The sequence below is a fragment of the Bacillus sp. HMA207 genome (genome assembly GCF_003402455.1).
In the GTDB taxonomy this organism is placed as follows: Bacteria; Bacillota; Bacilli; order Bacillales; family Bacillaceae_G; genus Bacillus_A; species Bacillus_A cereus.
In genome coordinates, this window is sequence record NZ_BEZT01000001.1 from 423,327 (window position 1) to 447,184 (window position 23,858).

Consider the following 23,858-nt stretch of genomic DNA (forward strand, 5'->3'; position numbering starts at 1 on the left):
AGAAGAATATAAAAAAGTATGGTATAACAGTAAGAAAACGAAAAAGAGGGGAAAAGACGATGATTCGAGTAGGATATTTAGGACCAGAAGCAACATTTACAAATATGGCGGTGAGTCGTTTTTTTCCGGAAGCAGAGCATGTACCGTATCGAACGATTCCAGATTGTATAGATGCAGCTGCAAATGAAAATGTAGACTTCGCAGTTGTACCGTTAGAAAATGCAATAGAAGGTTCAGTGAATATAACGGTTGATTACCTTGTACATGAGCAGCCGCTTTCCATTGTAGGAGAAATTACAGTACCAATTCAGCAGCATTTACTTGTACATCCGCAGTATGCAGAAGTGTGGGAAGAAGTATATGCAGTGCATTCTCATCCGCATGCCATTGCACAGTGCCATAAATTTTTAAATGAAGAATTAAAAGGAGTAACTGTTCGAGATATGACATCTACAAGTGCTGCTGCACAATATGTGAAAGAACATCCTGAAGAGAAAATTGCCGCTATTGCAAATGAAGCGGCTGCAGAAAAATACGGATTAACAATTGTGAGACGTAGTATTCATACGCATAAAAATAATCACACACGTTTCTTAGTACTCCATAAGAAAAAGAAAGCAGTACTCCCGAATAACGGAGAGAACCGCGGAGAGAAAACGACGCTTATGATAACGTTACCTGCAGATTATGCAGGTGCCCTATATCAAGTGTTATCAGCTTTCGCATGGAGAAAATTAAACTTATCAAAAATCGAATCGCGTCCGATGAAAACAGGTCTTGGAAATTACTTTTTCTTAATCGATGTCGATAAAGCATACGATGACGTATTATTGCCAGGCGTAACGATGGAACTTGAAGCACTCGGTTTTTCTGTTACTGTGCTGGGGAGTTATTCTTCTTATTGGTTGTAAGATGTAGATGGAATGTTGGTGTTTGTCTAATCGTCAATATCATTTCATTGCCTAATATATTTTTTAATAGATTAATAAAATCCCACCTGCAGAAGGTGGGATTCTTTATTTTAACTTCGCAAGACGATCTTCTAATTGACCACGCCAAATATCAGCTAGTTCTGGAACAGCAAGAATCTTCTCGATGCCATCTTTATCTTTTCTATTATGAAAATAAATTTCGTTAGAGAATAAAACAGAAACATTGCTTGATGGACGTTCTAGTAATGTAATTTTTGAATCTTTACGTACAGTACCTTCTTGAAGAACGCGGCATAGGTAGCCAGTAAATCCAGTTGCTACAATACGCGGCAGTATGCCAGGGATGCCAAGACGTTTTGAAATTGTGCTACAAGGTACGCGAGCTTGCGTTACTTGAATGATTGCTTCGCCTAGTTGATATGTATCTCCGATGCATACGTCATGCTCTAACATATTTGTTACGGTAATGTTTTCACCAAATGTGGAAGCGGGAAGCGTAGTTTGAAATTCCTCTTCCCATAGTGCGTAATGCTCGTGTGGGTACACACAAACAGCGCGATCAGGTCCGCCGTGATGTTTTAAATCCGCTACGTCATCACCACGAAATCCGTCTTTTGAGAGAAAGGCCTCTTCTGTAGGATCTTTACATATACCTGTTATCATTTCTTTATCTTCGCCATATTTCATTTGTTTCGGTTTGCCAATGCTAAAGTGAACGAGTTCAATTCCCATATTTGATCTCCTTTACGATTGATTACAATATTATAGCATTAAAAAAGCACAGAGAATGATAAAAACTCTGTGCTTTACATTAATAAACGAGAAATCCTGCTTTATCTAACGCCTCACAAGCAGCATCTAATTTTTCTTTAGAATCTGCCTCGATTGTATGTAAGTGAATACCATCTGTTAGTTGTGAAAGATAGGAAGCATTTGTGTTTTCGATTTTTTGTAAATATTGCTCTACATCAAAGCGATTGCTTACCATAATGGAGGCTGTTAAGTCACCGTATACAGGATGCTCAACTTTTACGTCTTTAATCGTAACGCCATGGTCAACAAGCATTGTAAGTTCCTGACGTACTTCTGCTGGTTTATGTTGGCATACGATTACGCGTTCAAAAGTTTGTTGCTTCTCTTGTGGCTTTAAATATAAATAACCTTGAGCAGTCGCAATAATTGGTTCGTTTCGTGCTTTAAGCAAGGAAATATCTTGCACGATAACTTGTCTACTTACGTTCGTCTTTTTCGATAGTTCATTCCCCGATAACGGTTCATTTGCAGCAAGAAGCCACTGGAGGATAAGTTGTCGTCTTTCTTCACCTAAAATCTTTTTTTGTTCATTTTGTTTCATTATGATTTAACACCTCTATAAAATTGATTTCCAATTGTGTGTAGTGCATGAATAGTAGTATCAATTTGATCTTTCGTTGTTTGTTGTCCGAAAGAGAAGCGGACATATTGTTTTGCCTCTTCATACGTTTTTCCAATTGCAAGCATAGTTTTCGAAGGTTCTTGTTTACCGACTTGGCAAGCACTTCCGGTGGAAATGGCGATACCATGGCGATTACATTCTAGCATAGTATATTGACCTTCTATTCCTTTTATTGTAACCCCAACAATATGTGGTAAACAAGAAGTAGAATGACCTTCTACTTCAATTTCTAGCGGAAGTGTTTGTATTTGCTCTAAAAAGTAGGATCGTAACTCTTTAAAACGTAAACTTTCTTCCCATTGAGTTTTTAATATATTTTCAGCAGCTGTTAAAAAAGATGCGATGCCGGGAACGTTCACTGTACCTGGGCGAAATCCTTTTTCGTGAGAAGTTCCTGGAAATACTTGTTCCCAGCGAGTTTGCGGATTTATGTAGCAAGCGCCGACACCTTTTGGTCCGTATATTTTATGTGCTGAAACAGAAAGACTATCAATCCCCATCTCAAAAACATGGATAGGCAGTTTACCAAACGTTTGCACACAATCCGTATGAAATAAAACATTATATTTTTTTAAAAGTGCCCCGATTTCTGTAATGTTTTGAACGGTTCCGATTTCAGAGTTTCCATGCTGTATACTTGCTAGCACAGTATCTTCCGTAATAGCTGCCTCTAAATCTACTAAACAAATGAGTCCATTTTTATCAACAGGAATTTCAGTGATCGTATAGCCTTTTGATTTTAGAGATTGAAAATAACTTCGAATGGATGCATGTTCCATAGGTGTCGTAATAATATGCTTCTTATTTCGGGCATTTAGAAGTGATTGAATCGCAAGATAGTTCGATTCCGATCCACCGCTTGTGAAAAATACTCCTTGTTCTTTGCCTCCAATCATTTCCGCAAATGTTTTTCGGCAAACTTGTAATAAAGAAGAAGCCGTTCCTCCAATATCATGTAAACTTTGTTCATTTCCGAAGTATTGCGATGCTGCTTTCATATATGTTTGTAACGCTTCCTCGCTCATAGGTGTAGTAGCTGCATAGTCAAGATATATCATCATGTAAGTTCCTCTCTCTAGTAAGAGTTACATTTCTTTTACTTTTTAAATGGTAGTGAAAATAAGAATTATAAAAAAACTCTTGTCATTATTTTAAAACTATGTAAATATAGGTGTCAAGACAGTTGAAAAGTGTAAAGTAGGAGGCAACAATTATGCCAAGCGCAGATGTCTTAATTATTGGAAGTGGCGTTGCGGCACTTCGTGTTGCAAAAGAGATTTGTCACGAAAAGAATGTGATTATTATCACAAAGGAGACGAAACGTAATAATAATACACATTTAGCTCAAGGTGGAATTGCCGCAGCGGTAGCTACATACGACAATCCTAATGATCATTTTGAAGATACGCTAGTAGCAGGGTGTCATTATAACAATGAAGAAGTGGTCCGTTATTTAGTCGAGGAAGGACCGAAAGAAATTAATAACCTTATTGAAAATGGAATGAAATTTGATGGAGATGAAACAGGTCCTCATCTTGGAAAAGAAGGAGCGCATCGAAAACGTCGTATTTTACATGCAGGTGGCGATGCAACAGGAAAGAATTTATTAGAGCATCTTATTCAAGAAGTAGCTCCATACGTTACGGTAGTGGAACAGGAAATGGTGCTCGATTTTATTATAGAAAAAGATAAATGTGTTGGGGCTTTAACTCGCAACAATAAAGGAGAATTGAAACGTTACAATGCAGATTATACGGTGTTAGCTTCAGGCGGTATTGGCGGTTTATACGCCTTTACTTCTAATGATGAGACGATTACAGGCGATGGACTTGCAATGGTGTACCGTGCAGGCGGAGAGCTTGTAGATTTAGAGTTTATACAATTTCATCCGACGATGTTATACGCGGGTGGGCGTTGTTCTGGTCTTGTGTCCGAAGCTGTTCGCGGAGAAGGAGCTGTCCTTATAAATGGAAAAGGGCAGCGTTTTATGATGGATATACATTCCGAACAGGATTTAGCGCCTCGTGATGTAGTCGCAAGGGCTATTCATGAACAGCTACTTGCGGGTGAAAAAGTGTACTTAAACATCGAAATGATTCAAAACTTTGAACAACGCTTTCCGACCGTGTCATCGATATGTAAAACAAATGGAGTCGATATAAATAAAAAACTTATTCCAGTCGTGCCTGGTACTCATTTTCACATGGGCGGCGTGAAAACGAACTGTGATGGAGAGACGTCTATTCCGAACTTATACGCAGTCGGTGAAGTAGCTTGTAACGGGGTTCATGGTGCAAATAGATTAGCGAGTAATTCATTATTAGAAGGTCTTGTGTTTGGAAAAAGAATCGGACGACACATTTTATCTAGAGAGACAAAAGAAAAGGTGAACATGCTAGCCGAAAAGGAAGCAAAGTTTATCGTTCTGAATCATTTACCGACGAAAGAAGAAATACAAAAATGCATGATGAAATATGTTGGGATTGTGCGAACAGAGCAAAGTTTATCTTATGCGAAGAGATGGCTTAGTAAGTATGGTGTTCGAAATATGATATTACAACATGATGTTCTTACGAATGAAGAGATAACGCTTATTAATATGTTAACGGTTTGTGAGCTTATAGTTGTGTCAGCCTTGCAAAGAGAAGAAAGTATTGGCGGGCATTACCGGAGTGATTATCCAGATAGAAATATAGGAAAGAAAGAGATTGTTCGAGTAAAGAGAAAACGACAACTTGTGTAATGAGGGGAAGAGGGGCTTTATGAACACGATAAAAGTTAAAGAAGCATTAAATCGATTTTTTTTAGAAGATATAGGGGAAAGAGATGTAACATCTCAGCTTATTTTTCCAGATAACTTGCTTTCGAAAGGAACGTTTCTTGCGAAGGATACAGGGGTCTTTGCAGGACGTTTAGTAATTGAATCGGGATTTAAATTAATTGATGAGAGAATTGAAGTAGAGCTTTATAAAAAAGATGGGGACCTTGTAGAAAAAGGCGAAATCATTGCAACTGTGCAAGGTCCAATTGCATCGTTATTAACAGCAGAGCGCGTTATATTAAATGTTATTCAGCGTATGAGCGGAATAGCGACGATGACGCGTAAAGCGGTTCTTGCTTTAGATAGCAGTCATACTCGCATTTGTGATACGCGAAAAACGATGCCAGGACTACGTATGTTTGATAAGCATGCAGTCGTGTGCGGCGGTGGATTTAATCATCGCTTCGGTTTATATGATGGTGTCATGATTAAAGACAATCATATTGCGTTTGCTGGTTCTATTACAAAAGCTGTTACATCAGTGAAAGAGAAGTTAGGACATATGGTGAAAGTAGAAGTAGAAACAGAAACTGAGGAACAGGTGAGAGAGGCTGTTGCTGCTGGTGCTGATATTATTATGTTCGATAATCGCACGCCAGATGAAATCCGGGAGTTTTCAAAAATTGTACCAAGTGCTATCGTTACAGAAGCTTCAGGGGGCATCACAATTGAAGATTTACCGAAATACGGAAAAACAGGGGTGGATTATATTTCACTTGGAGCGTTAACACATTCAGTAAAAGCACTTGATATTAGTTTCAATATTGAAGGATAAGGAAAATGGCTTAGAGGGGAGAAACGTATATGAGTATTTTAGAACAAGTACAGCCAATTGAAACGATGTTACCAGAGCGTTATTACACGATGTCAACGGAAGATATGGAAAAGCGTGTTCGTGAAATTAAAGAGAAAATGGGGAAAATGTTATTCATTCCAGGGCATCATTATCAAAAAGATGAAGTGGTACAATTTTCAGATGCAGCAGGGGATTCACTTCAGCTTGCGCAAGTTGCAGCGAGCAATAAAGACGCAAAATATATTGTGTTTTGCGGGGTGCACTTTATGGCGGAAACAGCAGATATGTTAACGACAGATGATCAAGTTGTCATCTTACCAGATATGCGTGCAGGTTGTTCGATGGCGGATATGGCAGATATTGAACAAACAGAAAGAGCATGGAAAGAGCTCACGAAATTATTTGGAGATACGATGATTCCGTTAACATATGTGAACTCTACAGCTGCAATTAAAGCGTTTTGTGGTCGTAACGGAGGAGCAACAGTAACATCTTCTAATGCAAAGCAAATGGTATCTTGGGCGTTTACTCAAAAAGAACGTCTTGTCTTTTTACCAGACCAACATTTAGGGAGAAATACAGCGTACGATTTAGGTATCCCGTTAGATAAAATGGCAGTATGGGACCCACACACAGATTCATTAGAGTACGATGGGGATATAGAAGAAATTCAAGTAATTTTATGGAAAGGGCATTGTTCTGTTCATCAAAATTTTACAGTGAAGAACATTGAGAGCGTACGAAAAAATCATCCTGATATGAATATTATTGTACATCCAGAATGTTGCTATGAAGTTGTAGCTGCTTCAGATTATGCAGGCTCAACGAAATATATTATTGATATGATTGAATCAGCGCCATCTGGTAGCAAATGGGCGATTGGTACAGAAATGAATTTAGTGAACCGAATTATTCAGCAACATCCAGATAAAGAAATTGTTTCACTTAATCCATTTATGTGTCCGTGCTTAACGATGAACCGAATTGATCTGCCTCACTTATTATGGGCACTTGAAACGATAGAAAGAGGAGAAGAAATTAACGTTATTAGCGTAGATAAACAAGTAACGACAGAAGCGGTTTTTGCATTAAATCGTATGTTAGAGCGTGTGTAAAGCAACGGTATTCCCGTTGCTTTTTTTCATACATATAATCATAACGGGAACGAAATGGGCATACATTGTTTTGAAGAAATCATTGTGGTTCTTTATGCTTATTCCGCTTCGAATGATATTGAAAATCGAAGAAGTGATAAAAGTGAAAAGAAGTTAATGTTATTTAGAAAGAGTTACTTCATGAGATTTGTTACTTATAGATAAGTTATACAGGAGGGGGAAAATTTGAAAATTCATATCGTGCAAAAAGGGGATACCCTTTGGAAAATTGCGAAAAAGTACGGAGTGGATTTTGACACGTTGAAAAAAACAAATACACAACTTAGTAATCCAGATTTAATTATGCCAGGTATGAAAATTAAAGTGCCATCCAAGAGTGTTCACATGAAACAACAGGCTGGAGCAGGTTCAGCGCCTCCAAAGCAATACGTAAAAGAAGTGCAGCAAAAAGAATTTGCAGCAACACCAACTCCGCTTGGAATAGAAGATGAAGAAGAAGTTACGTATCAATCAGCACCAATTACACAGCAGCCAGCTATGCAACAAACACAAAAAGAAGTGCAAGTAAAACCGCAGAAGGAGATGCAGGTAAAGCCGCAAAAAGAAGTACAGGTGAAACCACAGAAGGAGATACAGGTAAAGCCGCAAAAAGAGGTACAGGTGAAACCGCAAAAAGAAGTGCAAAAAGAACAGCCAATTCAAAAAGAAAAACCAGTTGAAAAACCGTCTGTTATTCAAAAACCACCTGTGATAGAAAAACAAAAACCGGCGGAAAAAGAAAACACGAAGTTTTCGGTAAATGTATTACCGCAGCCGCCACAACCACCAATAAAACCGAAAAAAGAATATAAAATTTCAGATGTAATAAAAAAAGGAAGCGAGTTAATTGCTCCTCAAATTAGTAAAATGAAACCTAACAATATCATTTCTCCGCAAACGAAAAAAAACAATATAGTATCGCCGCAAGTGAAGAAAGAAAATGTAGGAAATATAGTATCGCCGCAAGTGAAGAAAGAAAATGTAGGAAATATAGTATTGCCGCAAGTGAAGAAAGAAAATGTAGGAAATATAGTATCGCCGCAAGTGAAGAAAGAAAATGTAGGGAATATAATATCGCCACAAGTAAAGAAAGAAAATGTAGGAAATATAGTATCGCCTCAGGTGAAGAAAGAAAATGTAGGGAATATAGTGTCACCACAAGTGAAGAAAGAGAATGTAGGGAATATAGTATCGCCAAATGTATCGAAAGAAAATGTAGTTATTCCACAAGTCATACCGCCAAATATTCAAATGCCAAATATTCAAATGCCAATCATGGATAACAACCAGCCACCGAATATAATGCCAATTATGGATAACAACCAGCCACCGAATATAATGCCAATTATGGATAACAACCAGCCGCCGAATATGATGCCGATTATGGATAACAATCAAATGCCGAATATGATGCCAATCATGGATAACAATCAAATGCCGAATATGATGCCAATCATGGATAACAATCAAATGCTGAATATGATGCCGATTATGGATAACAATCAAATGCCGAATATGATGCCGATTATGGATAACAATCAAATGCCGAATATAATGCCAATTATGGATAACAATCAAATGCCGAATATAATGCCAATTATGGATAACAATCAAATGCCGAATATGATGCCAATCATGGATAACAATCAACCACCCAATATGATGCCCTATCAAATGCCGTATCAACAGCCCATGATGCCGCCGAATCCGTATTATCAACAACCAAATCCATATCAAATGCCATATCAGCAAGGAGCGCCGTTTGGACCGCAATATACGTCTATGCCAAACCCGAATATGATGCCAATGGATAATAATATGCCACCGCTTGTGCAGGGTGAGGAAGATTGTGGATGCGGAGGAGAAAGTAGACTATATAGTCCACAACCAGGCGGTCCGCAATATGCGAATCCTTTATATTATCAACCAACTCAGTCTGCATATGCACCACAGCCAGGAACGATGTATTATCAACCAGATCCACCGAATGTATTTGGAGAGCCCGTTTCAGAAGAAGAGGACGAAGAAGAAGTTTAAAAAGGCGGGAGTATTCCCGCCTTTTTTGCATTCCTGTTAATTAAGAAAATGAAGTTTTTTTATGAAGTGCTAGAAAATTCCTAGTGAAATATTAACAGTGTAAAAACCTTCTCGGTTACTCATCATAAGAGGGAGCTTTTCAGTAGAGAAGCTCATTCTAACAGAGGGGGTTTTTGTATTGAATACGAAAGTAAAAGTGATTGCTGCTTCTTTGTTAGTTACCAGTGCATTAGCTGCATGTGGTACACCGAAAGATAACAATGCAATGGATGGACGTAACTACAATTACGAGCGTACATCTTATAATGATACACACCAGTATCGTGATAATGTGACACGTAATGATCGTTATACAGATTATGTAACATATAGAAATGGTCGTAACGATACAGGATACAATTATTATCGAGATGTAAATTACAATGGACAAATTGCTAATCCGCATCCAACTCGTAATATTACAATGAACAATTCATACATTAACAATGATGGTAAAACAGCTGAAAGAATAACAAATCGTGTGAAACGTATGAATAACGTAGACCGTGTGTCTACAGTTGTATATGGAAACGATGTAGCGATTGCGGTAAAACCACGTAACACAGTGACAAATGAAACGGCGATGGCGAACGAAATTCGTCAAGCGGTTTCAAATGAAGTTGGAAACAGAAACGTATATGTTTCTGTAAGAAATGATATGTTTACTCGTGTCGATGCAATGAGTACGCGTCTACGTAACGGTACAGTTACAAACGATTTTAATCGTGACATAGTGAATATGTTCCGAGACATTCGTTACGGTTTAACTGGTACAGTGCGATAACAAAACAAAAGAGGAAGGGATAGCCCTTCCTCTTTATTCATCGTTGTCTTGTAAGCGACGTTTTTTAATAAAATAACTAACGGAATAAGAAACTAAAAAGCATATGAAAAGAATACTACCTGTTAAAATAGCTTCAAACAGTGGTCTTTCTGGACTGAAAATAATATAAATAATAGCCGTAACGATTCCTACAATAAGGGAGTGGAAGACAAGTTTGTAATAAGGAGTTAACTGTATTTCCTTTTCGCCTTCTTCTATATCGATTGAAACACTTAACTGTAAATAAGCAAGTAAAATACTTGTAAACATAAATAATAGCCACAATGGAGATTTCGTAATTTGATCCATTCCTTCAGTGAATCCGATGTAGCTTAAAATTCCAATTATACCAAGTGACTGAAAAAGAAAGGCGATACGCACGTTTTTTAATGTTTGCAGAATGAGACGTTCATCCTTTATTTTTTTCATAATATCCATCTCCTGTTTTATGATGATTTCGCTGTTACATTAATTGTAACATATATGTTGCAATTATCAATTTATAATTTACATATTGTTCGTTTGGATAACAGAGGAAATAAAATATTTTTATAAACATGTTGCACTTATACTTTATTAATGTTATATTAGCAAAGCGATGAGCTAATTTACGTAAGACGAGAGATATGCTTAAGTGCTAAACACGCGAATGTGGTCGCCTGGTCTCTCGCCGTAAACGCATCAAGACGCCTGCTTTGCAGGCGTCTTTCATTTTATATAAAAGTAAATGATACATACAGATGAGGTAAATCCTAATCTGTATTTTTTATTTTTCGAAAGAAATGTAATGTGGATAAAACCCCCATTTCCGGAAAAACTACTAATGAAAGTTTGATTTTGCCTAAAAGAGGTGAACGGAAATGAAATGGATACTGATTGCGATGCAAGCTTTCGTTATGATGTTTTGTTTCGTTTATGAAACGAATGTGAAGGCGGAAGGGCCAGTACCAGAAGTAACGAAAAAAGAACCTGAGGTTACAATTTTATTAGAGCGTATGTATGTTGATGGCGAAGTAAGCGAAGAAATACTTACAGAAAAAGTGACGGATTTAGAAAAGTTTTTACAGCAGTATAAAGAATGGCAGCTCGTTGATCGTGATGATGTACAAATTGTATTGCAAAAGAAAGTTGATGATATTTCTCCGTTATTGAAAACGAGCGGGTATTTTGGTGTTTCAGAGGAAGGGATATTACAAATTTTCAAAGGTGTACCGAAAAGTGATAATGCGATCCATTCTTTCTTTCAAATTGATATGAAAAAGCTTGAGAGCTATGAACGTGCGAAATTGAAACGTGGCATTCGTATTAAATCAAAAGAAGGTTTTGTGAAGACGATTGAAAAAATGAAGCAATACGCAGTTCAAAGTAAGAAAAAAAGCAGCTCATGGTGAGCTGCTTTTTTTTTCTTATTTGTTTTTAGCTAAAATTTCTTTTGCGATTTCATCAATTAGCATATCTTTTCCGATTGGATTGAATGCTTTCGTATTGAAGACTTCATTTGATACTTCATATACGTGATTATTTTTAACTGCTTTATTGTCTTTCCAAACGGCACTGTTTTTGTAGTCTTCGTAAACTTTATCAGCTTCGCCGCCGAAGTTTACAATAAACATTTGGTCAGGCTGGAATGCAACTAAACCTTCTAGTGATACTTGCGCCATCGTTTGTTTTAAATCCGTACCTTTTGTTGCTGGAAGTTTTAAGTCATTAAAGATGATGTCACCGTATCCGAAGCTACCGTATACACGGAAGTTTTGTGGTGTAACTGCAACGAACATAAAGTTCTCATCTTTTGTTTTCTCTTTAATTTTTTTAGATAAAGAGTCTGCTTTCTTATCGTAGTCTGCAATCCATTTGTCTGCTTTCTTCTCTTCGTCAAATAGCTTACCTACTTCTTTAAACTTACCACGCCAGTCTTCTAAGTTTGTTTCTAGAACAACTGTAGGTGCAACCTTTTCTAGTTGATCATAAATTTTTAATTGACGGTTGTTTAAAATAATTAAGTCTGGTTTTAAAGCAGTAACAGCTTCTAAATCAACTTTAGGTGCCCAGTACCAACCTACTGCTTTTACTCCATCTAACTTGTCTGTTAAGTGATTTTGGATTTTATCTTTATATGTATTTGCTGTACCAACAGGTTTGTGTCCAAGAAGTAATAGTTCTTCTGTTGATCCAGATAAGTCAACAATTCTCTTTGGATTTACTGGAATTGTAGCTTCACCTTTAGCATGTTTTACAACTTTTGTTTTCGGTTGTTCTTTTGCCTTCGATTCTTCTTTTTGAGAAGAACAGCCAACGATAGAAAGAACAACGAGCATAATAGTAAATAAAATAAATAGCTTACGTTTCATCCTGATGTAACCCCTTTAATTAGTATTGATAATCATTATCGACTTCTGTATATTAAGGTGCTTTAACCTTTCTGTCAATGGAAAATAACAGAAGTTTCAAGTGGAGAACATTTGTTGGGGTAGTCTCGCTTTTCTATCATTAAATATGTTAAAATGGAATACATGATTTAAGAGGGAGAGATCGTATTTTGTTTGAATATGTTACAGGTTACGTGGAGTATGTAGGGCCGGAATATGTCGTAATTGATCATAATGGAATTGGTTATCAAATTTTCACACCGAATCCGTATGTATTTCAAAGAAGTAAGCAAGAAATCCGTGTCTATACATATCATTATGTAAGAGAAGATATTATGGCACTTTACGGGTTTAAAACACGTGAAGAGCGTTTATTATTTACAAAGTTGTTAGGCGTGTCTGGCATTGGGCCAAAAGGAGCTCTTGCAATTTTAGCTTCTGGTCAAACAGGACAGGTCGTTCAAGCGATTGAGCATGAAGATGAGAAGTTTTTAGTGAAATTCCCAGGCGTCGGAAAGAAAACAGCACGCCAAATGATTTTAGATTTAAAAGGAAAACTAGCAGATGTCGTACCAGATGCATTTGTTGATTTATTCTCAGACACAGAACGTTTTGATGAGAAGAAAGGTTCATCAGCTGAGCTTGATGAGGCACTGGAAGCTCTGCGCGCACTTGGATACGCAGAACGCGAAGTTTCTCGTGTTGTACCAGAGTTATTAAAAGAATCATTAACGACGGATCAGTATATTAAAAAGGCACTTAGTCTTTTACTAAATGGTAAGAGGTGAGTATAATGGACGAACGTCTCCTTTCAGGGGAATCTGCATATGAAGATGCGGATTTAGAATATTCATTACGGCCACAGACGCTCCGTCAGTATATTGGCCAAGATAAAGCAAAACATAATTTAGAAGTATTTATTGAAGCGGCGAAAATGCGTGAAGAAACGTTAGATCACGTGCTTTTATATGGACCACCAGGTCTTGGTAAAACGACGCTTGCGAATATTATTGCCAATGAGATGGGCGTTAATGTTAGAACAACTTCAGGTCCCGCAATTGAAAGACCAGGAGATTTAGCTGCTGTATTAACAGCGCTTCAGCCAGGGGATGTATTATTTATTGATGAAATTCATCGTTTGCATAGATCAATTGAAGAAGTATTGTATCCTGCGATGGAAGACTTTTGCCTTGATATTGTAATTGGAAAAGGGCCTTCAGCACGTTCTGTACGCCTAGATTTACCGCCATTTACATTAGTTGGAGCAACAACACGTGCTGGAGCATTATCGGCACCGCTTCGTGACCGCTTCGGTGTACTTTCAAGGTTAGAGTACTACACAGTAGATCAGCTTTCTGCGATTGTTGAACGTACAGCAGAAGTATTTGAAGTTGAAATCGATTCGTTAGCTGCATTAGAAATTGCAAGACGTGCTCGTGGTACACCTCGTATTGCGAATCGTCTTTTAAGACGTGTACGTGATTTCGCGCAAGTTCGTGGTAACGGAACGGTTACGATGGAAATTACACAAATGGCATTAGAGCTACTGCAAGTAGATAAATTAGGTCTAGATCATATTGATCATAAATTACTGCTTGGTATTATTGAGAAATTCCGTGGCGGTCCAGTTGGATTAGAAACGGTTTCAGCAACAATTGGAGAAGAATCTCATACGATTGAAGATGTGTATGAGCCGTATTTATTACAAATTGGTTTTTTACAACGAACGCCAAGGGGCCGAATTGTAACGCCGCTTGCGTATGAACATTTCGGAATGGAGATACCAAAAGTATGACGGAGATGCCAAAGCTGCTTATTACAGCCGGGATCTTACTCATCGTTGTTGGATTAGCTTGGAAGTTCATTGGAAGGCTTCCAGGCGATATTTTTGTGAAAAAAGGAAACGTTACCTTTTATTTTCCTATCATTACATGTATTGTGTTAAGTATTGTATTATCTTTTATTATGTATATAATAAATCGATTTAAATAAGAAATAGGTGGATATAGCTATGGATATAAATCTGTTTGATTTTCATTTACCAGAAGAACTTATTGCACAAGTCCCGTTAGAAGAGCGTGAAACATCAAGATTAATGGTGTTAGACCGTGAAACAGGTGATATTGAGCATAAACATTTTACGGATATTCTTTCTTACTTACATGAGGGGGATTGCTTAGTTTTAAATGAAACGAAAGTTATGCCTGCTCGTTTGCACGGTGTGAAAGAAGATACAGGCGCGCACATTGAAGTACTTCTTTTAAAACAAGAAGAAGGTGATAAGTGGGAAACGCTTGTAAAGCCAGCGAAACGTGTAAAAGAAGGAACTGTTATCTCTTTTGGCGAAGGGAAATTAAAAGCAACTTGCACAGGAACTGCAGATCAAGGTGGACGTCAGCTTGAATTTTCATATGACGGCATCTTCTATGAAATTTTAGATGAACTTGGGGAAATGCCACTTCCTCCATATATTAAAGAGACGCTAGAAGATCGCGATCGCTATCAAACAGTATATGCGAAAGAAATCGGTTCAGCAGCAGCGCCGACTGCGGGACTTCACTTTACAGAAGAGTTACTTGAGAAGTTAAAGCAAAAAGGCGTTCAGTTAGCATTCATTACACTTCACGTAGGACTTGGAACATTTAGACCAGTTTCTGCAGACACGATTGAAGAACACCATATGCACGCAGAATATTATCATATGTCTGAAGAGACAGCGGCATTATTAAATCGTGTGAAAGAGAATGGTGGACGTATTATTACTGTAGGTACGACATCAACTCGTACGTTAGAAACAATTGCAACAGATCATGAAGGTAAGCTTTGCGCCGCTTCTGGATGGACAGATATTTTCATGTATCCGGGATATGAATTTAAAGCAATTGATGGTTTAATTACAAACTTCCATTTACCGAAATCAACATTAATTATGCTTGTAAGTGCATTTGCAAATAGAGATAATGTACTTCATGCTTATAATGAAGCAGTAAAAGAAAAATATCGTTTCTTTAGCTTCGGTGATGCAATGTTCGTTGCATCTCACGCTAAAATGAGAAACAAATAAAAGGAGTAAGTTATGACAGCAATTCGTTATGAATTTATTAAGACATGTAAACAAACGGGTGCCCGTTTAGGTCGTGTGCATACGCCGCACGGTTCATTTGATACACCAACATTTATGCCAGTTGGTACACTTGCAACAGTTAAGACAATGTCACCAGAAGAATTAAAAGCAATGGATTCTGGCATTATTTTAAGTAATACGTATCATTTATGGCTACGTCCAGGTCATGAAATTATTCGTGAAGCAGGCGGCTTGCATAAATTTATGAACTGGGATCGTGCAATCTTAACAGACTCTGGTGGTTTCCAAGTATTCAGTTTAAGTGACTTCCGTCGTATTGAAGAGGAAGGCGTTCACTTCCGTAATCACTTAAATGGAGATAAATTATTCTTATCACCAGAAAAAGCGATGGAAATCCAAAATGCATTAGGTTCAGATATTATGATGGCATTTGATGAGTGTCCACCATTCCCGGCTACTTTTGAATATATGAAGAAATCTGTAGAGCGTACGAGCCGCTGGGCAGAACGTTGCTTAAAAGCGCATGAACGTCCGCAAGATCAAGGTTTATTCGGTATTGTACAGGGCGGGGAGTACGAAGAACTTCGTCGTCAAAGTGCGAAAGATCTTGTTTCAATGGACTTCCCTGGTTACGCTGTAGGTGGTTTATCTGTTGGTGAACCGAAAGATATTATGAACCGTGTTCTTGAGTTTACAACACCACTTCTTCCAGATAATAAGCCTCGTTACTTAATGGGTGTAGGTTCTCCTGACTCGTTAATCGATGGCGCAATTCGTGGTATTGATATGTTTGACTGTGTACTTCCAACTCGTATCGCTCGAAATGGTACATGTATGACAAGTGAAGGTCGCCTTGTTGTAAAAAATGCGAAATTCGCAAGAGACTTCGGTCCGCTTGATCCAAACTGTGATTGCTACACATGTAAAAACTACTCACGTGCGTACATTCGTCACTTAATGAAATGTGATGAAACGTTCGGAATTCGTTTAACGTCTTATCACAACCTTCATTTTCTGTTAAACTTAATGGAGCAGGTGAGACAAGCTATTCGTGAAGACCGTCTTGGCGATTTCCGCGAAGAGTTCTTTGAACAGTATGGCTTTAATAAACCGAATGCTAAAAACTTCTAATACATAATTTAAAAGGAGGAACAAAAGATGAATGCAGGTATGATGAATATCGTTATGATCGTTGCGATGTTTGCGATTTTCTATTTCTTATTAATTCGCCCGCAACAAAAACGTCAAAAAGCAGTTGCTCAAATGCAAAGTGAGTTAGCAAAAGGTGATGCTATCGTAACAATCGGTGGTTTACACGGTACAATCGAATCAGTAGATGAGACAAAAATCGTTATTAAATCTGGTGGTTCACACTTAACTTTCGATCGCAATGCGATTCGTGAAGTTGTGAAAAACTAATGTGGAAGGCCCTGCATGAAATGTGCAGGGCCTTTTTTAGTTACTTTGCTTTGACATATTTACACCGAAAATACCACCGAGTGTACTCGCCCCCATTAATGCTAATTGATAAAGTAATTGTGAGTTCGATAAAGTTTGAGAAAAGCCTAAATAGTTAACTAAAAAAACGAGTATAGTGAACGTGAGACCTGTTGTGAGACCTACTAGCCAACCTTTTCCTTGAGCCTTTTTGCCGGCAGTAAATCCAGACATAAGCATAGATAAAAGAGCGAGTATAAAAATAGTAACGGTTAATGTCCCTTCGTTTATATTCGTAAACTTTAATAAAAGAGCCATAATCATGCTAGTAATAGATGCGAGAATTAGTAGTGTAACAATACCGAAGCCAATTGCAGTTGATAATTTTTTCGTTCCATCCATTTATGCATTCCCCCTTTTTAATACAAGCATATTTTCCTTTTGTCTAAGTTAGACTAGTTTCTTTTTTATAGGGGAGTCTATACGTAAAAAAGGAGATGTAGAAATGGAATGGATATCAATAATTGGACGGACAATGCTTTTGTATATCATCATCTTAATTATTTTTCGTCTTATGGGTAAACGTGAGATAGGAGAGCTAAGTGTATTAGATTTAGTCGTATTTATTATGCTTGGAGAAATGGCTGTAGTGGCAATTGAAAATACCGATAAATCACTTTGGCATCAATTAGTTCCGATGACTTTTCTTATGTGCATCCAAATTATTTTGTCAGTCATTTCCCTAAAGTATCAACGCTTTCGGCATTTAATAGAAGGTGAGCCGGCTATTCTTGTAAACGCGGGAAAGATTGATGAAAAGAAGATGAGAAAGCAACGTTATAATATAGATGATTTAATGATGCAATTAAGGGAACAAGGAGTTGGAGATATTCGGGATGTAGAATATGCTATTTTGGAACCGTCTGGGAAGTTATCTGTCTTTCAAAAACAAAAAAATAAACAAGATACATTGCAGTTTACGCTTCCTCTTATTATTGATGGAGAAATTCAATCTAGTCATTTACAAATGATTGAACATACAGATGCATGGCTTATTGAGAAATTAAAAAACTTAGGTTATAACGATGTAACACAAATTTTATACTGTAGTTTTCAAAACGGAAAATTTTTTGTTGATGTAAAAGAAGATTAGAGATTTATCCTTTGAAAGAGTAAGAATGATTAGTTTAACTAATAATCAGTGGAGATTACCCCACTGATTAAAGTTTCATCTTATTTCAAAAATGAAAGTTTACGAATGATAGGGAGACGACTTAACTCTTCTTTTCGAATGAGTTTGAAAGTGAAGAGAAGTACGATATAAACAATTGTTGTTAAAGTGATTTCCCATAATGTTTGTATGCCAAGGGAATGAGAGAAAATAATATATTTATGAAGATAAAAACCGAAGGCGCCTGCGATACCGATGGCAAGTCCGCCGAAAATATAGTCTTTTGCGTAAATGGTAAATGTAATCTTTTTTAAAACAGTAGCGTAGTGAAGAAATGTTACTGTTACAATATTTGCGGCGATAGCAAGTGCAACCCCCATCATTTGAAATTCTGGCCTTGATGCTAGTACAAAAATAACGATTAATTTCACGATGGCACCAATAAATGTATTCATCATTGCAGCCCTTGCTAAGTTTAAAGCTTGCAAAACAGAGGTAAGTGGACTTTGGAAATAATGAAATAAAAAGCAAGGCGCAAGAAGTTGAATGAATGCTGTTGCGCTGTCTGATCCATACATAAGAGTTAAAACAGGAGAAGCGAATACGTATAATATAACGACAGACCATCCGCCGGTAATTAATGAAATTCGAAGTGCTTGTTGTAAACGGTGCTCCACTAATTTATGTTGTCTTTTTGCCATTGCTTCACTAATAGAAGGGATGAGCGCTGTAGAAAGAGCGTATGTAATAAAGGCGGGTAGTGATAGAAGCGGGAATGCATAACCGTTTAATATACCGTATTGCTGGGTTGCAACAGAAGCAGCGACACCAGCGATTGCTAAGCTTTGCATAACGACAATAGGTTCAAAAAAATATGAAACGGAGCCGATTAAACGACTTCCTGTAGTTGGAAGGGCAATATCCATCAGAGAATAAAATGTCCCTTTGCTTTCCTTTACAGTAGTGAAAAATCCAGAGCGTATTGATAAATGTTTTTCTCGCTGAAATAACGTGAGTAAAAATAATAAGGATGCAACTTCACCGAGAACAGCTGATAACATAGCGCCGGCTGCAGCGTATTCTATGCCGTAAGGTAAAAATAACTGGATGCATATAGCGATAATGGTAATGCGGACGACTTGTTCTAGAACTTGCGCATAAGCGCTAGGTTTCATGTTTTGTTTCCCTTGAAAGTAACCACGCAAAACAGAAGAAACAGCAATAACCGGGACAACGGGCAAAATGGCCATTAATGGATAGTACGTTCTTTCGTCGGTTAATAATGTTTTTGCTAAAATAGGCGTGAGGAACATAATTCCGATTGTTAAAATGATACTAATAACGGATGTAACAGCTAGTGATACGGTTAATATTTTTTTAACTCTTTGTTTATCGTTTACAGCTTCCGCTTCTGCTACAAACTTTGCGATTGCGACAGGAAGACCAATTTGTGTCAATGTAATTGCTAAAATGAATGTAGGAACGGCCATCATATAAAGACCAACGCCTTCTTCTCCTAAAATACGTGCCATTACTATGCGGTTGATAAAGCCAAGTATTTTTGTAATAAAGCCGGCTATCATTAAAATAAATGCGCCTTTTAAAAAGCTTTGTCTCGTCATGTTCTTCTCCTACCTTCTCAAAATCAATGGAATGATTTACAATAATTTATATGCACGTACGAGACAAGAATGACAAGCATTTAAGAGAGTGAAGTATGATAGTGCTCTTGAAAGTAGTTATTGCTGTCCATTAGAGCGGGATTAAAGCGACTTTTTCGTGCTGAAATAAGAAGGAGATGTTATAAATGTTAGATAGAGAGGCTTTGGTAGAATCATACCGCGGACAGTTACAAGTCGTTTTAGAAAGTAAAGTAGAAGAGTTTCAAATGTTCGGTTACGACCGAGTGACAGATGATGACATTTGGAAGTTTCTCAAAGTGAAAAAGTGGAAGAAGATAGACAGCGATGTTAGATTGTATGAATTAGTTAATGACGTATTAACAGTAAGTACTAATGAATATATGACATATTTAACTGTTGAAGCATATCAAGCGCCACTTTGGTCATTTGATGAATATGAAAATAAATAACTGACTGCAATTGGTTTGTTCTTCCTTTTGCAGTATAATGATAGGTATTGATAATCAGGAAATAATTATGTCTAAGATCATATATAAAGGAGGTAGTGAAGAGAGAAAACAAATAATGAAAGTGCAGGTATCGTGAAAACGTACCGGCACAGCTAGTGATGAGCTAGCAAAATTATAGAAAGGAAGTCTACTAACTAGACGTATGCACACGTGTAAAAGTGAATCGTAAGAGATTTATTTAAAGTGTTAGTAGCGGAAAGAGGGTACATATGGCAAAGCGTGGTACGAGAATTGCCGCCTTTTTCCTCATCGTTTTATTAATCGGTGGAGTAATTGGTGCGGCAGGAAAAGACATAGCAAAAGGAATTAGTCTAGGACTAGACCTTCGCGGTGGTTTTGAAATTCTGTATGAAGTAAAACCAGCCAAAAAAGGTGACAAAATCGATCGAGACGTACTTGTAAGTACAGTAGGTGCTCTTGAGAATCGTGTCAATGTTCTCGGTGTAAGTGAGCCGAACATTCAAATCGAAGGGCAAGATCGAATTCGTGTACAGCTTGCTGGTGTACAAGATCAGCAAAAAGCACGTGAAATGTTATCAACACAAGCGAAATTAACATTCCGTGATGTAGATGATAATCTTCTTATGGACGGAACGGATTTAAAAGGCGGCGGAGCGAAGCAAACATTTGATGAGCAAGGCCGTGCGAGCGTAGGTCTTACACTAAAGAGCGCTGAAAAATTCCGTGAAGTAACTGAAAAAATTTCAAAAATGCCACCACCAACGAATTTAATGGTAATTTGGCTTGACTTTGAAGAAGGAAAAGATTCGTATAAAGCAGAATCTGCAAAACCGAATCCGAAGTTCTTATCAGCGGCAACAGTAAGTCAAGTATTTAACCAAGCTGAAGTATCTATCGTAGGTGGAAACTTTACAGTTGAAAGTGCGAAACAACTTTCATCTTTATTAAATGCAGGTGCACTTCCTGTTGATTTAAAAGAAATGTATTCAACATCTGTTGGAGCGAAATTTGGTCAGCAAGCGTTAGAGCAAACGATTTTCGCTAGTGCGATTGGTATCGCTCTTATTTTCTTATTTATGCTTGTATTCTACCGTTTACCAGGACTTGTAGCGGTTATTATGTTAGGTTTATACATTTTCGTTACATTACTTGTCTTTAACTGGATGCATGCAGTTCTGACATTACCAGGTATTGCAGCGTTAGTACTCGGAGTAGGTATAGCAGTTGATGCGAATATTATTACGTACGAGAGACTGAAAGAAGAGCTGAAAATCGGTAAGTCCATGATGTCGGCATTCCGTGCTGGTAACCATCGTTCATTAGCAACAATTTTAGATGCGAACGTTACGACCCTTGCAGCTGCTGGTGTGTTATTCGTTTATGGTAATAGCTCTGTAAAAGGATTCGCAACAAGTTTAATCGTAAGTATTTTGGTTGGTTTTATTACGAACGTATTCGGTACTCGTTTCTTACTAGGTCTACTTGTAAAGAGCCGTTACTTTGATAAAAAACCAGGATATTTTGGTGTGAAACAAAAGGATATTATTCCATTAACAAAAGGTGTAGTACATCCGCCAACGAGATTTGATCGTATTAATTTCGTAAATATCGGTCATAAATTCCTTATCTTCTCGATTGTAGTTGTAATTGCGGGTGCAATTATCTTACCAATTTTCAAATTGAATCTTGGTATTGACTTTGCGAGTGGTACACGTATCGACTTGCAATCAAAACAAGCCGTTACTGTGTCTGATGTTCATAAAGATTTTAAAGAATTGAACATTGATGTGAAGGAAGAAAATATTGTACCGACTGGAGATGACAATAAAGGTTTCGCAGTTCGTACATTAGGTGTTTTATCAAAAGATGAAATTGCGAAAACAAAAACATTCTTCCACGATAAATATGGTACAGATCCAAACGTAAGTACAGTTTCACCGACAATCGGTAAAGAAATTGCACGAAATGCATTTATCGCTGTACTGATTGCTTCTGCGGTTATCATTTTATACGTAAGTATTCGTTTCCGATTTACGTATGCGCTATCTGCAGTACTTGCATTATTACATGACGCATTCGTTATGATTGTTATGTTTAGTATTTTCCAATTAGAGGTAGACTTAACGTTTATCGCTGCAGTACTAACAATCATCGGTTATTCTATTAATGACTCGATTGTTACATTTGATAGAAACCGTGAATTATACAAACAGAAAAAACGAGTGCGCGATATAAAAGATCTAGAAGAAATCGTAAATGCAAGTATTCGCCAAACGCTTGGTCGCTCGATTAACACCGTATTAACAGTGTTATTCCCAGTAATTGCACTGCTTATCTTCGGTAGTGAGTCACTACGTAACTTCTCGTTTGCGTTACTTGTTGGATTAATAGTAGGTACGTACTCTTCTGTTTTCGTTGCCTCTCAAATTTGGTTAATGCTTGAAAACCGTCGTTTGAAAAAGGGGAAAAACAAGAAGAAGGTTGAGAAAGTAGAATCTGAACCGCAAGTATAGAAAAGATGATGCCTTATTATGAGGCATCTCTTTTTTCGTTTGTGGATACAATAAGATAGCAACTTTTTGATGGGAAGAAGATGGAAGAAAGTGGTGGTGTTATTGCTGTTTTTGTTAAAATAAAAAGATAGGTTAAGAAAAGAAGGGATTTTAATTATGGAAAAAGATGAACGTTTTAAACAGGCCGAGTTTGGTGCTATTGTCGGGATCGTTGGTAATATTATATTAGCAATTGTAAAGGCGGTAATTGGTTATATTGGGAACAGTAAAGCACTGCTAGCAGATGCGGTGCATTCTGCATCAGATGTAATTGGTTCGCTAGCTGTACTTTTTGGATTGCGAGCGGCAAAGCAGCCACCTGATGAAGATCATCCGTATGGTCATGGTAAAGCGGAATCGATTTCAGCGATTATTGTTGCGGTATTATTATTTATTGTGGGACTTGAAATCGCGATTTCATCTATAAAAGCTTTTTCGCAAGAACTAGAACCGCCGAAAGGAATTACGATTTTTGCTGTTGTTCTTTCAATCGTCGTGAAAGAAGGAATGTTTCAATATAAATTCCGATTAGGGAAAAGGGTAAATAGTGATGCAATTATTGCAAATGCATATGAGCACCGTTCGGATGTATTTTCTTCAATTGCAGCTTTAATCGGTATTTGTGCAGCTATACTCGGTGGTAAGCTTGGTATAGACTGGCTTGTATATGCTGATCCGATTGCAGGATTAGTTGTTTCGCTTCTTGTTGTAAAAATGGCATGGAGCATTGGAGCGGAAGCAATTCATGCAACGCTTGACCATGTTCTTCATGAGGAGGATGTTATTCCGCTTAGAGAAGCAGTCCTTCAAGTAGATGGTGTGAAAAAAATTGGTTCTTTATATGCACGGGAGCATGGTCATTATGTTATTGTCGATATTAAAGTGTCTGTAGATCCATACATTACTGTAGAAGAAGGACACCGTATTGGAAAACATGTGAAAGAAATACTTATGAAACAAGATAATGTACAAAATGTATTCGTACATATAAATCCGTATTCTCCAAATTAAACATCATTAACATTTTAGTATATAGATATTGCATCGTAGTTTGCATTATATTGTCACCCCTTAATCTGTCTTGTATAATGAAC

Annotated in this window: 23 protein-coding genes and 1 pseudogene; 17 read left to right on the forward strand and 7 right to left on the reverse strand. The window is 37.4% G+C overall.

The features are described 5' to 3' along the window. Window positions 1-59 precede the first annotated feature (59 nt). Window positions 60-911: a prephenate dehydratase gene (pheA, locus tag HMAS_RS02320; protein ID WP_000621705.1), complete on the forward strand. Its 852-nt coding sequence runs from the start codon at window positions 60-62 to the stop codon at window positions 909-911. Between the two features lie 105 nt (window positions 912-1,016). Here pheA and HMAS_RS02325 read toward each other — a convergent pair whose 3' ends face one another. The 3 genes from HMAS_RS02325 to HMAS_RS02335 form a co-directional block, all read right to left on the reverse strand. After that, a complete protein-coding gene (locus HMAS_RS02325) occupies window positions 1,017-1,664 on the reverse strand; it encodes an MOSC domain-containing protein (RefSeq protein ID WP_000510666.1) in 648 nt (215 codons plus the stop codon). Between the two features lie 79 nt (window positions 1,665-1,743). Beyond that, window positions 1,744-2,286 carry a transcription repressor NadR gene (locus HMAS_RS02330; protein WP_000812275.1) on the reverse strand — a complete coding sequence of 181 codons (543 nt, stop codon included), beginning with the start codon at window positions 2,284-2,286 and terminating at the stop codon, window positions 1,744-1,746. Beyond that, complete coding sequence (locus tag HMAS_RS02335; RefSeq protein ID WP_000973777.1) at window positions 2,286-3,428, reverse strand: IscS subfamily cysteine desulfurase; 1,143 nt, start codon at window positions 3,426-3,428, stop codon at window positions 2,286-2,288. The genes HMAS_RS02330 and HMAS_RS02335 overlap by 1 nt, the downstream gene beginning before the upstream one ends. Window positions 3,429-3,580: 152 nt before the next feature. Here HMAS_RS02335 and nadB point away from each other — a divergent pair, with 152 nt between their 5' ends. The 5 genes and pseudogenes from nadB to HMAS_RS02360 all read left to right on the forward strand — a co-directional run bounded on the left by nadB (window position 3,581) and on the right by HMAS_RS02360 (window position 9,998). Beyond that, window positions 3,581-5,110: an L-aspartate oxidase gene (gene nadB / locus HMAS_RS02340; protein WP_001138531.1), complete on the forward strand. Its 1,530-nt coding sequence runs from the start codon at window positions 3,581-3,583 to the stop codon at window positions 5,108-5,110. 19 nt (window positions 5,111-5,129) lie between these two features. Next, a complete protein-coding gene (nadC, locus tag HMAS_RS02345) occupies window positions 5,130-5,963 on the forward strand; it encodes a carboxylating nicotinate-nucleotide diphosphorylase (protein WP_025710187.1) in 834 nt (277 codons plus the stop codon). A gap of 29 nt (window positions 5,964-5,992) precedes the next feature. Continuing rightward, the gene (gene nadA / locus HMAS_RS02350; RefSeq protein ID WP_006927543.1) at window positions 5,993-7,099 is read left to right on the forward strand and encodes a quinolinate synthase NadA; all 1,107 of its coding nucleotides are present in this window, start codon (window positions 5,993-5,995) and stop codon (window positions 7,097-7,099) included. Between the two features lie 225 nt (window positions 7,100-7,324). Beyond that, window positions 7,325-7,481, forward strand: a pseudogene (safA, locus tag HMAS_RS28385) (SafA/ExsA family spore coat assembly protein); the annotation flags it as partial. 1,872 nt (window positions 7,482-9,353) lie between these two features. Beyond that, complete coding sequence (locus tag HMAS_RS02360; RefSeq protein ID WP_001093537.1) at window positions 9,354-9,998, forward strand: YhcN/YlaJ family sporulation lipoprotein; 645 nt, start codon at window positions 9,354-9,356, stop codon at window positions 9,996-9,998. 33 nt (window positions 9,999-10,031) lie between these two features. Here the strand turns inward: HMAS_RS02360 and HMAS_RS02365 are convergent, their stop codons facing one another. Beyond that, complete coding sequence (locus HMAS_RS02365) at window positions 10,032-10,466, reverse strand: branched-chain amino acid ABC transporter substrate-binding protein (protein ID WP_025710400.1); 435 nt, start codon at window positions 10,464-10,466, stop codon at window positions 10,032-10,034. A 431-nt stretch (window positions 10,467-10,897) separates the two neighbouring features. Between HMAS_RS02365 and HMAS_RS02370 the strand changes: the two genes are divergently transcribed. Then, window positions 10,898-11,428, forward strand: a complete 531-nt coding sequence (locus HMAS_RS02370) for a BofC C-terminal domain-containing protein (protein WP_000871175.1) — start codon at window positions 10,898-10,900, stop codon at window positions 11,426-11,428. 15 nt (window positions 11,429-11,443) lie between these two features. Here the strand turns inward: HMAS_RS02370 and HMAS_RS02375 are convergent, their stop codons facing one another. Further along, on the reverse strand, window positions 11,444-12,388 hold the full coding sequence (locus HMAS_RS02375) for an iron-hydroxamate ABC transporter substrate-binding protein (RefSeq protein ID WP_000823606.1): 945 nt from the start codon (window positions 12,386-12,388) through the stop codon (window positions 11,444-11,446). A 188-nt stretch (window positions 12,389-12,576) separates the two neighbouring features. Here HMAS_RS02375 and ruvA point away from each other — a divergent pair, with 188 nt between their 5' ends. Genes ruvA through yajC form a run of 6 tightly spaced genes read left to right on the forward strand, consistent with a single transcriptional unit; the run spans window position 12,577 to window position 16,910 of the window. Further along, a complete protein-coding gene (gene ruvA, locus HMAS_RS02380; protein ID WP_000464511.1) occupies window positions 12,577-13,194 on the forward strand; it encodes a Holliday junction DNA helicase RuvA in 618 nt (205 codons plus the stop codon). Window positions 13,195-13,199: 5 nt separating this feature from the next. Then, window positions 13,200-14,201, forward strand: a complete 1,002-nt coding sequence (gene ruvB, locus HMAS_RS02385) for a Holliday junction branch migration DNA helicase RuvB (protein ID WP_000344449.1) — start codon at window positions 13,200-13,202, stop codon at window positions 14,199-14,201. Continuing rightward, window positions 14,198-14,398 (forward strand): DUF2905 domain-containing protein, encoded by a 201-nt coding sequence (locus HMAS_RS02390; RefSeq protein WP_000138162.1) that lies wholly within the window; start codon window positions 14,198-14,200, stop codon window positions 14,396-14,398. Before ruvB ends, HMAS_RS02390 begins: the two co-directional genes overlap by 4 nt. Window positions 14,399-14,417: 19 nt before the next feature. Next, the gene (gene queA / locus HMAS_RS02395) at window positions 14,418-15,470 is read left to right on the forward strand and encodes a tRNA preQ1(34) S-adenosylmethionine ribosyltransferase-isomerase QueA (RefSeq protein ID WP_000354034.1); all 1,053 of its coding nucleotides are present in this window, start codon (window positions 14,418-14,420) and stop codon (window positions 15,468-15,470) included. 12 nt (window positions 15,471-15,482) lie between these two features. After that, window positions 15,483-16,622, forward strand: a complete 1,140-nt coding sequence (gene tgt / locus HMAS_RS02400; protein WP_000125365.1) for a tRNA guanosine(34) transglycosylase Tgt — start codon at window positions 15,483-15,485, stop codon at window positions 16,620-16,622. A 27-nt stretch (window positions 16,623-16,649) separates the two neighbouring features. After that, window positions 16,650-16,910 (forward strand): preprotein translocase subunit YajC, encoded by a 261-nt coding sequence (yajC, locus tag HMAS_RS02405; protein ID WP_000991115.1) that lies wholly within the window; start codon window positions 16,650-16,652, stop codon window positions 16,908-16,910. 36 nt (window positions 16,911-16,946) lie between these two features. Here the strand turns inward: yajC and HMAS_RS02410 are convergent, their stop codons facing one another. Further along, on the reverse strand, window positions 16,947-17,330 hold the full coding sequence (locus HMAS_RS02410; RefSeq protein WP_000349150.1) for a TIGR04086 family membrane protein: 384 nt from the start codon (window positions 17,328-17,330) through the stop codon (window positions 16,947-16,949). A 103-nt stretch (window positions 17,331-17,433) separates the two neighbouring features. Here HMAS_RS02410 and HMAS_RS02415 point away from each other — a divergent pair, with 103 nt between their 5' ends. Next, complete coding sequence (locus tag HMAS_RS02415) at window positions 17,434-18,081, forward strand: DUF421 domain-containing protein (protein WP_000454817.1); 648 nt, start codon at window positions 17,434-17,436, stop codon at window positions 18,079-18,081. 80 nt (window positions 18,082-18,161) lie between these two features. On the opposite strand, the gene spoVB is transcribed toward HMAS_RS02415, so the two are convergent. Further along, window positions 18,162-19,721, reverse strand: a complete 1,560-nt coding sequence (spoVB, locus tag HMAS_RS02420; protein ID WP_006926732.1) for a stage V sporulation protein B — start codon at window positions 19,719-19,721, stop codon at window positions 18,162-18,164. Window positions 19,722-19,906: 185 nt separating this feature from the next. Between spoVB and HMAS_RS02425 the strand changes: the two genes are divergently transcribed. The 3 genes from HMAS_RS02425 (at window position 19,907) to HMAS_RS02435 (ending at window position 23,775) form a co-directional block, all read left to right on the forward strand. After that, a complete protein-coding gene (locus tag HMAS_RS02425; protein WP_000886979.1) occupies window positions 19,907-20,191 on the forward strand; it encodes a post-transcriptional regulator in 285 nt (94 codons plus the stop codon). 269 nt (window positions 20,192-20,460) lie between these two features. Beyond that, on the forward strand, window positions 20,461-22,725 hold the full coding sequence (gene secDF / locus HMAS_RS02430) for a protein translocase subunit SecDF (protein ID WP_001119081.1): 2,265 nt from the start codon (window positions 20,461-20,463) through the stop codon (window positions 22,723-22,725). 156 nt (window positions 22,726-22,881) lie between these two features. Beyond that, on the forward strand, window positions 22,882-23,775 hold the full coding sequence (locus HMAS_RS02435; RefSeq protein WP_000409746.1) for a cation diffusion facilitator family transporter: 894 nt from the start codon (window positions 22,882-22,884) through the stop codon (window positions 23,773-23,775). Window positions 23,776-23,858 lie beyond the last annotated feature (83 nt).

Excerpts from the sequence above, each read along its gene's own strand:
- HMAS_RS02335 (WP_000973777.1), bottom strand. The coding sequence starts at position 3,428 with ATGATGATATATCTTGACTATGCAGCTACTACACCTATGAGCGAGGAA.
- nadA (WP_006927543.1), top strand. The coding sequence starts at position 5,993 with ATGAGTATTTTAGAACAAGTACAGCCAATTGAAACGATGTTACCAGAG.
- ruvB (WP_000344449.1), top strand. The coding sequence starts at position 13,200 with ATGGACGAACGTCTCCTTTCAGGGGAATCTGCATATGAAGATGCGGAT.
- HMAS_RS02410 (WP_000349150.1), bottom strand. The coding sequence starts at position 17,330 with ATGGATGGAACGAAAAAATTATCAACTGCAATTGGCTTCGGTATTGTT.
- HMAS_RS02390 (WP_000138162.1), top strand. The coding sequence starts at position 14,198 with ATGACGGAGATGCCAAAGCTGCTTATTACAGCCGGGATCTTACTCATC.
- pheA (WP_000621705.1), top strand. The coding sequence starts at position 60 with ATGATTCGAGTAGGATATTTAGGACCAGAAGCAACATTTACAAATATG.
- HMAS_RS02415 (WP_000454817.1), top strand. The coding sequence starts at position 17,434 with ATGGAATGGATATCAATAATTGGACGGACAATGCTTTTGTATATCATC.
- HMAS_RS02330 (WP_000812275.1), bottom strand. The coding sequence starts at position 2,286 with ATGAAACAAAATGAACAAAAAAAGATTTTAGGTGAAGAAAGACGACAA.
- HMAS_RS02325 (WP_000510666.1), bottom strand. The coding sequence starts at position 1,664 with ATGGGAATTGAACTCGTTCACTTTAGCATTGGCAAACCGAAACAAATG.
- yajC (WP_000991115.1), top strand. The coding sequence starts at position 16,650 with ATGAATGCAGGTATGATGAATATCGTTATGATCGTTGCGATGTTTGCG.
- HMAS_RS02370 (WP_000871175.1), top strand. The coding sequence starts at position 10,898 with ATGAAATGGATACTGATTGCGATGCAAGCTTTCGTTATGATGTTTTGT.
- HMAS_RS02435 (WP_000409746.1), top strand. The coding sequence starts at position 22,882 with ATGGAAAAAGATGAACGTTTTAAACAGGCCGAGTTTGGTGCTATTGTC.
- nadB (WP_001138531.1), top strand. The coding sequence starts at position 3,581 with ATGCCAAGCGCAGATGTCTTAATTATTGGAAGTGGCGTTGCGGCACTT.
- HMAS_RS02365 (WP_025710400.1), bottom strand. The coding sequence starts at position 10,466 with ATGAAAAAAATAAAGGATGAACGTCTCATTCTGCAAACATTAAAAAAC.
- spoVB (WP_006926732.1), bottom strand. The coding sequence starts at position 19,721 with ATGACGAGACAAAGCTTTTTAAAAGGCGCATTTATTTTAATGATAGCC.
- tgt (WP_000125365.1), top strand. The coding sequence starts at position 15,483 with ATGACAGCAATTCGTTATGAATTTATTAAGACATGTAAACAAACGGGT.
- nadC (WP_025710187.1), top strand. The coding sequence starts at position 5,130 with ATGAACACGATAAAAGTTAAAGAAGCATTAAATCGATTTTTTTTAGAA.
- HMAS_RS02425 (WP_000886979.1), top strand. The coding sequence starts at position 19,907 with ATGTTAGATAGAGAGGCTTTGGTAGAATCATACCGCGGACAGTTACAA.
- HMAS_RS02375 (WP_000823606.1), bottom strand. The coding sequence starts at position 12,388 with ATGAAACGTAAGCTATTTATTTTATTTACTATTATGCTCGTTGTTCTT.
- queA (WP_000354034.1), top strand. The coding sequence starts at position 14,418 with ATGGATATAAATCTGTTTGATTTTCATTTACCAGAAGAACTTATTGCA.
- secDF (WP_001119081.1), top strand. The coding sequence starts at position 20,461 with ATGGCAAAGCGTGGTACGAGAATTGCCGCCTTTTTCCTCATCGTTTTA.